General features: G+C 30.7%; 10 protein-coding genes. 9 read left to right on the top strand and 1 reads right to left on the bottom strand.

Features of this window, described 5'->3' with window-relative positions; translation table 11 throughout:
• On the top strand, positions 1-193 hold a 193-nt coding region (locus AC0C45_RS29765; protein ID WP_472929310.1), incomplete at its 5' end, for a hypothetical protein.
• Between the two features lie 33 nt (positions 194-226).
• Here the strand turns inward: AC0C45_RS29765 and AC0C45_RS29770 are convergent.
• Positions 227-751: a hypothetical protein gene (locus AC0C45_RS29770; protein ID WP_472929311.1), complete on the bottom strand. Its 525-nt coding sequence runs from the start codon at positions 749-751 to the stop codon at positions 227-229.
• 526 nt (positions 752-1,277) lie between these two features.
• Here AC0C45_RS29770 and AC0C45_RS29775 point away from each other — a divergent pair.
• The 8 genes from AC0C45_RS29775 to AC0C45_RS29810 all read left to right on the top strand — a co-directional run.
• On the top strand, positions 1,278-1,439 hold the full coding sequence (locus tag AC0C45_RS29775) for a hypothetical protein (RefSeq protein ID WP_156405056.1): 162 nt from the start codon (positions 1,278-1,280) through the stop codon (positions 1,437-1,439).
• Positions 1,440-1,551: 112 nt separating this feature from the next.
• Entirely contained in the window at positions 1,552-1,935 is a 384-nt protein-coding gene (locus AC0C45_RS29780; RefSeq protein ID WP_233335533.1) for a response regulator transcription factor, read from the top strand.
• 276 nt (positions 1,936-2,211) lie between these two features.
• Positions 2,212-2,469 carry a hypothetical protein gene (locus AC0C45_RS29785; RefSeq protein WP_233335534.1) on the top strand — a complete coding sequence of 86 codons (258 nt, stop codon included), beginning with the start codon at positions 2,212-2,214 and terminating at the stop codon, positions 2,467-2,469.
• On the top strand, positions 2,469-2,891 hold the full coding sequence (locus AC0C45_RS29790) for a hypothetical protein (RefSeq protein WP_233335535.1): 423 nt from the start codon (positions 2,469-2,471) through the stop codon (positions 2,889-2,891). Before AC0C45_RS29785 ends, AC0C45_RS29790 begins: the two co-directional genes overlap by 1 nt.
• Before the next feature lie 69 nt (positions 2,892-2,960).
• Complete coding sequence (locus tag AC0C45_RS29795; protein ID WP_233335536.1) at positions 2,961-3,368, top strand: hypothetical protein; 408 nt, start codon at positions 2,961-2,963, stop codon at positions 3,366-3,368.
• A 176-nt stretch (positions 3,369-3,544) separates the two neighbouring features.
• The gene (locus tag AC0C45_RS29800; protein ID WP_233335537.1) at positions 3,545-4,144 is read left to right on the top strand and encodes a MarR family transcriptional regulator; all 600 of its coding nucleotides are present in this window, start codon (positions 3,545-3,547) and stop codon (positions 4,142-4,144) included.
• A 514-nt stretch (positions 4,145-4,658) separates the two neighbouring features.
• Positions 4,659-5,294: a MerR family transcriptional regulator gene (locus tag AC0C45_RS29805; protein WP_472929312.1), complete on the top strand. Its 636-nt coding sequence runs from the start codon at positions 4,659-4,661 to the stop codon at positions 5,292-5,294.
• Between the two features lie 2,561 nt (positions 5,295-7,855).
• A partial coding sequence (locus AC0C45_RS29810; RefSeq protein WP_472929313.1) for a hypothetical protein occupies positions 7,856-8,086 on the top strand: 231 nt, incomplete at its 3' end.

Below are 8,086 nucleotides of genomic sequence, written 5' to 3' on the forward strand. Positions count from 1 at the left end.
TCATAGAGTTGTTCCTAGTGCTGTCTCTAACAGTTCTAATAAATATCAACACACATTAGAGGTTGTATATAACATTGCAGCAATTTGCGAATATCTAAATGAAATTCAAGAAAAGGAATTTGATTATCGTCTTTTAAATAATGTACCTGAAATTCAAGAAAAGCTCGGTCGAGCTAAATATTATAAACATTAAAAAATCTCCAACTTTTTGTAGTTGGAGATTTTTTTAATTTGGGTTCTTTTTATCGATGACTGTTATAATAACAACAAAATCTTCGAATTTAACTGAAATAACTACTGGTTCATTTTCTAATTCTCCAATAAAATTATATCTTAGAACCCATTCGCCTTTATATTCTGCTTTAGTTTCTATCATGGTGGAATTTTTAATCAGATCTATCATGTTATTGATTTTTTCAATTTCTTCTGGATATGTATATCCTCTGAAATTTGAAGGGGGGATCTTGTCTACTCTTTCAGCGTAGCGCTCGAAGGCATGATTAGAAAACTGCAGTTCATCTTTTGAAATATCTTCAAAAACAATACATTTATTATTAATAACTGCTTCCTTTTGAAATTCTTCCAATTCAAGTTTTAATGGTTTAACAATTTCCTTTTCAACATCTGAAAGCCTATTGTTAGCTGCATATTCTTGGAGGCACGCTACTTGTGTGGGAGTAAATTGGTCGAGCATAGGATCATTTATGGTGATAGTCGTGTTACAAGCGAATTTTATCTCGAAACCCTGCATCTTTTCCTCCAAGTATTTAAATATTTTAACGATTACGTCTCTATTTATCTATCGCTCTATAATGTTACGTAATCTATAAATAATAATAAAAGTTTAAAAATATTTTGTCAAGACCTATTTTTTTGTTAAATAATTACATTTTTGGAGAGTTGCATAAAAAAACGGCTGTATTTTACTAATTACAACCGTTGTGTATATTATAGTTATTTACTAGTCAATATCCCTTTTTAAGATGAATTTGAAATAGCGTGTTTTTGAGTTCTATTTTAAATAAATCTATTAATTTGGAAATTTTTCTAATTAGAATGAATTAATAATAATTTATCACAAAATCGCCTTAAAGACAATATATAGTGATTATTTTATGTTTAGTTACTATATATAGTTACATTGAAAAATTGATTTATAATTAAAATTAAAGTAATTTAACTTTATTCAAATTACTATTGACTATGGAAATTATATCCTTTAAATTAGATTTATAGCAACGTTGCAACTTAAATACGTTGCAAGAGAAGGAGAGCATATGAGTAGGGTTAAAGAAGGAAATCGACGTCTTACTTGTGATATTCCAGAAGAGTTGCATAAGGAACTACGTTTTTTAGCTGTTGAGCATGATACGAGTATTACGAAATATGTAAAAGCGCTTTTGGAAGAACATGTGAAGAAAGTAAGAAAAGAAAAGTAAACAAAGAAAGGGCACTTCCTCTGCGAAAGGAAGCACCCCCATGTCAAAACTAATTACTTAACGGATTTTTATTATAACATGGGTTGCCCTCAAAAAATAGGAGGGTCTTATCATGAATCAAACCGAAAAATTGTTAATGGGTATCGAGAATATTTTAAGTCTTGCTTCTGATTTAGTGCAAGAAGTAGATCGTCTTAAACGTGTTGAGGAAGAATGTCAGATACTTAAAGAAAAACTTTTTTTAAAACAACTTACATCCTCTGAACAAGACGTTTTTGCTCTTGCACTTGATGGCCATTCTATTACAGAAATGCAAGATATTTTATTCAAAGAAGAGAACACAATTAAGAATCAGAGACGCAGCATTTTACAAAAATTAAACGTTTCTTCGATGAAAGAAGCGATCGATTTTTATAAAAAAACTACCCAGACTTCTTCTCAAAACTTCACGAATTATCATCAAGAAATCTTTCAAAAACTCGTTAAAACTTCATAAAAGTTGAGGGGACTTAAAGGGGACAGTAGGTCAACATGTGCGAAAAAGTCCCAAAATTGATGTCAACACTAGGTCAACATTAGGCGTTTTTCTAAACTTTAGGTCAACAGCAGGTCGACAGACTGGAAGTTTTCGTGGTACCACTTTTTTTAAGGTGAAAACGTTGTTTTGCTGGGCTTTGCCCCGCATATCACAGCCATGTGATATCAAAAACCCCTTATGCTCTTCTCTACTCGTACTGGAAATTTTATAATTCGATAAAAAAGGAATGATTTCATGGATATCTTTTTACGAAATATTGATCTGGTTGCCATGCAAAAAGTTGATGAACTAGCGAAGGAAAATGGGATGTCTCGCCAACAATTTTTGAAAGAACAATTCGAAGTATTAGCTTTTTTTGATGAGCAAGTAGCAAGAGAAAAAAGATTAGAAGCTATCATTGATCAGAACATTGAAATGATGAAACAATGTGTGATATCAATTGAAAAGATGAACGACATTATATATGAACTGATGGGAGATGTGGAGGAGTAATGGAAACACAACGACGTATGATTACACTCGATAAAGAAACGGATCAATACATCCAAGATTATATGGCTGAATATAAACTTCGTTTCCCAGGGGAAGCGATTAGGGATATCTGTAAAAAATATCGAGAAGAAAAAAAGAAAGAATGGTCGTTAGATTACATTACGGAAACTGTTAGTGAAAATCTTCATGATGTATTAAAAAGTGAACTTAAAAAGATTCGATTAGGAACAAATAGTGCAGATAAAAACACACAAATTCTTATTGAGTTCATGAATGGCTTGTATTTTCACCACGGCTATGATGCGATTATGACAACCGATCTTCTAGAACTAGAAGCAACTAAACTTGCCAAAAAAGTTGTAGGGGAACGTATTGTGAATCAACGACAAAAACGGCTGGATAAAGAAAACCCTAAAAGCTAAAACAGCCTTTAAGGCTATCTAGGTAGGCTTAAGCCTACTTGTCCTTTTAGTAAACGAGGTGAATATAGCTTGATATGTAGTTATTGTGGGACAGAAGGATTAAAAGAAAGCTGCTCTTTTTGTGGAGCTAGTTTAAATATAAAAAGACCAAAACTAAAAGAATTTGTGGTCTTAGAGGACGTTGAAAAGCCTTTTAATAAACTTGCATGCTTTCATACGTATGATTTGTTAGTTTTGCTGCGTTTGGTACGTAAAGAAAGGACAAAGTCCTATGATTTAATGCTGACGCTTAAAAAGGCTGGTAATAGCCCTCAGATTGACCAAGCAATGGTAAACTATTCAGAAGAGCAATACGGCCTTTATACAAAGCGTATGAAAGTAATAGAAGGTATTTTAATAGATAGGATGGGGTACAAGCCTCAACGAGTAGATGACAAATTGTTAGCGAAATTAGCTGAAAAGCTACGAAAAGAGTAGAAAAAGAGGGAAATTATTGATAGTGTTGAATGTAGTATAAATGAGAAAAACCGCCATAGCTTTGGACGGCAGGCGGTTTCTCGAAAATTGAAAGGGAATAGGTCCCTTATAAACATTATTATGTACATATTCTATCATAAGGGGCTGATTCCTGCCATATAAGGAGAGGAATTAGTTTGACAAAAAGTAAAAGTAATTTAGGCCAAGCTCTAAGTGCTTCTGAAAAAAAGGCACGTTTAAGAGATATTGGAACGGAACAAATATTGTCTTCTGAAGAAATGGCTATAGCAAATGAATTGCAGAATAAGGCTAATACAAGAGGGATGAAATTAGTTCCAGATAGAAAAGTAAAAAGTAAGGTGAGGTTTGTGCAGTTTATCCAAGACAATTGGGATTACTTAATTACAAATGATTATTTTGGAAACGATGAGCTTTTATTACTTATGAAAATATCTGGAAAAGTTGGTTTTTTGTCTAATTGTATCGTGCATGATATCCATGCTAAATCTCAGATTCCCATGACACAATCAGATATTGCTGATTACTTAGGAATTAACAAGGGGAACCTTAGTCGAATCATTAAATCATTGATTGATAAAGGAGTTATTGTTCGAGCAGTTGGTTTTAAAGAAGGTATAAATGCCAGAGCTTATTCTTTGTATTTAAATCCTCATATTATTTACAGTGGTGATAGAGATAACATACCTGAGCCTTTAAAAACTATGTTTTATAAAACTCCTAAAGCTTTAAAAAACTTACCAGTAAAGCTATTTTAGAGATCGTTAATAAACGGTCTCTTTTTGTATTTATACTTAATTTCATAGTTGTAACTCACACAACTAAAGTTGTAACTCATACAACTATGAAAACCTTCATAAAGGTTGATATAACAGTGTTTTTCCCAGTTTGTATAGTACTTACTATCTCACTCTTATATTAAATAGCAATTCGCTTTCAGAATTGCAAGGGTCTTTTAGTATTTTTTCGTTTTTAAAAAATTAGCCTAAAGGCTATTTAGCCGCCTAAAGGCGGACTATTTTTTATAAGGAGTTATTGCTATTTATTTTTTATAATAAAGAAGGATTTTTATACTCATAACTATAAACTGTAAAGTATAGAACACAAACACTAAAAGTCTAAAAAAAGTTTATACATCAATGTCTATATCAATCTATACTTTATTCTTGATTGATGGTTATTTTATACTTAGACTATACTTTTTATTTAGAGTAAGTAAGGGTACTTTACACTTGTTTTAGAGTATAAAAGAATTTGAGGTGAAGTTATATTGTGAATGATTATGAAGTAACTTATTCAACTGGAGATGTGGCTAAAGATTTGGGAGTCAGTAAAACAACTATTATTAATCTTGTAAAAGAGTTTAATTTAGAAGTAAGAAAGAATCCTAAAAATGGCTATCGTTTCTTTACTACAGATGATCTGCATAAAGTTAGGGGAATTCAAGAACGTATAGATAAATTAGGAAAAGAAAAAGCCTTGGAAGATTGGAATAATCCTAAAACTAAAAGTAGCATTAACCCTATTAAAAACGTTGATCTGAAGGAAATAGAAACCCTAAAAGAGGGTTTAACGGTACAAGAGCAGCACAATAAATCATTAATTAATGAAATGAACTTTTTAAAAGAACAAATTAGAGTTCTTCAAGAGAAACAAATGCAAAAGGAAGATTTTGAAGATTTAATTGTAAAGGAACTTCCTGTAGCTTTAAAAGCAGCTCTTGGAGAAAAAGACAATGAAATCTCAGAATTAAAAGAACAGTTGGGTCGAATTGAAGAAGTCCAGAGTAATAGAGATAAAATGCTTGTTGAAGCTTTAAGACAAAGCCAAGAATCTCACCAACAATTAGCTGCAGGATTATCACAAAAAAATAATGCTAAAAAATGGTGGGAGTTTTGGAAGTCTTGAAATCAATATTAGTTAATACATCATTAACAATTTCGGTAAAGTATCACGGACGAGATATCATGTGATTTTCTAAATACTGAAGATAAGTTTTATTAAAAAATCACACCTTTAAGGTGTATTATTATTTGTATTAATCTGTGTAGCATATAATATTTTTCCTTTATGTCTGTTATATAGGCAACTACAACGTTTTCTTAAAGATAAGATCGAGTAGGATACAATTTTCAAGATTGTTACTTATAGATAACATTGATTACGTTAGTAATCATGTAGCTATAAAAACCTTCTTTTTTCTGCTCCTGTTTTTTATGGGATCGTTTTTAGTATGTGATGGCGGGCCGCGATCATGAAGTAAGATAAGCCTAAAGACTAAAAAAATCACCGTAAAGGTGATTAGATTTCGCTATGATAGTACAAATCGAGAACTTTAAGTAGAAGTTCAATTTGATTATATAATATCTCTCTAATTGAAAAATCCGTACAATTTGAATATTCCTTTGTTAAATTTAAGATTTCCCTTTTGAATAGAAGAACTTCATAAGTATTTAACAAGTATTTTCCTCTTCTCTAATAAGAAAATAACAATAAAACAATACATTACACTCAATACCCTTAGGATAAATTAAATAACGATCTTTTATCATGCAAATTATTACAATTTTTTCATCAGGAAAAGAGTACCATAGAGATAACAAAATTTGATGAAGGTGGATCAGGGGGAGTTTTGTATGTATTGGGGGGACTATATTTATCATATTGTTGCTATTAGTGGGGGCATAACGGTAGGTGGAGTAGCAAGTTGGTTAATTGGGAAAATATCAAAAAATGAAAAGATCGTTTAAAACTAATTAGATCTATTAACAAACTAAAAAGCCACCTCTTGAGTGTGTGGTAAGAGAGGTGGCCTTTTAGTTACATTTACAAATATAGGGTTAAATGACATCCAACTTGGAAAATCAGCTGGACTGTCACTATAACATATCCATATAAAAAATCAATTATTTAGAGGTTAAAGCATATGAATAAAAGGTGCGATTTTTATGCATCTCATTAACCCTTACCTTCTGATAAAGTGTTGATCTATCAAGGATGTATAAAAAACTGCATATTCCTGTAAAGGTGGCTGTCTTAGAACCCTTGCCTACCAAGGGTTCTTTTTTGGGATGTGTACCGGAAAGAGTGATTATGTTAACTAACTTTGTATACGATATACAGATTAAAAACAGAAAAACTCCTGTGACCTGTTCAGGAGTTTTTTCTGTTACGTTTGTGCAATTTCTACTTGGATGATGCTACACAACATCTTGAGTAGTTTGTTCTAATCAATGTACTTTATTCATAACAGGCAAAAAACTGTTTATTTCGTCATAATTAGAGCTTTAATAATTTCATTCCAGTAATGTTTAAAATGGTGTTTTTTATTATTAGTTTCAATACTATTTTTTCTCATTTCTAGCACTCCTTTAGTTTTTTTAACCGTTCGTTATCTTTTATTTGTTACCTTTATTGTATTTAAATTCCACACTCTTGTTATCCATCTGTGAGAGTAACTTTTTAATAAATTCTTACGACTAAAGGATGAGAATAGAAATAACAAAAAGAATCTCTGTTAAGGAGATTCTTTAAGTACCGATAAAATCCATTATGTTAACTAACCTTGTATACGATATACAACTTAAAAACAGAAAAACCTACTGGACAGAGATCAGTAGGTTTTTCTGTTTAGAGAAACTAATAAGGGTTCGAAAGTAGTCGATGCCTCGCGGCGTCTTGGGTAGTTTGCTCAAGAAATAAAATTTTATTCCAAATAGGCAAGTTACCTAATCGAGAGCGAAAACATATAGTGTAGTAAGAGTAATTTAGGTCATAGTATCAGTAACTCTTATCCTCTGTTTTTTCCGCCTTTCTGATTTATATATAAAAACAAAAAAAGACTGCTTCTTTCTAATCAAAAGAAGCAGTCTTTTTTTATACATAATCCAAATGTTGATTTGATACTTTATCATATCTTGAGTAGTTGGCTCAATTTACTAGTTATTATTCGTTCTATAATTATCAAAAAAAAGAAACAAACTTAAAAAAGAATGTTCCTTAAAAATTCAATCCAGCTTAATACTATACCCTTATCATAGAAACCAAAACATATTTTTTATAAAATATGCTTTGATTCTTATAAAATGTTTTATGTTAATTAGAAATCAATAATGCATACTTAATAAATCTTATTTAGGGTATGTATTAATAAAGGAAGATCTATTTTAATGTGGAATATGTATTTCAACGGACAGATTAATTGTGGTTATTTTTTTAAAACTTTATTGTTGAATTACATTAAAAAGAAAAACTAATGTATTACATAATACATATATTGGTTAAAATAATACAAATTATGTTGAAAAAGAGCGTTTAGATGACAGAATGAACCACATTGTAAAGTTAAAATTAATGATTGAGCTCAAGCAAATTTTTCTTGGCTTAAATAAAAACTGTGGTATATTTATAATAAAATGTGTCATTAAGTAGTATATTGTCTATAATATAATATAAGGGGAGGCGAAAAAATGATTAGTATACTGGAAAGGAAGAAGCAAAAAATGAACTTTCCAAAGTTTGAAGTTAAAGAATTAAATATCTATAATAACGACAAACTGATCAAAAATGTCCCTCATAGAGTTGTTCCTAGTGCTGTCTCTAACAGTTCTAATAAATATCAACACACATTAGAGGTTGTATATAACATTGCAGCAATTTGCGAATATCTAAATGAAATTCAAGAAAAGGAATTTGATTAT

The organism is Priestia sp. VA7, assembly GCF_055710015.1.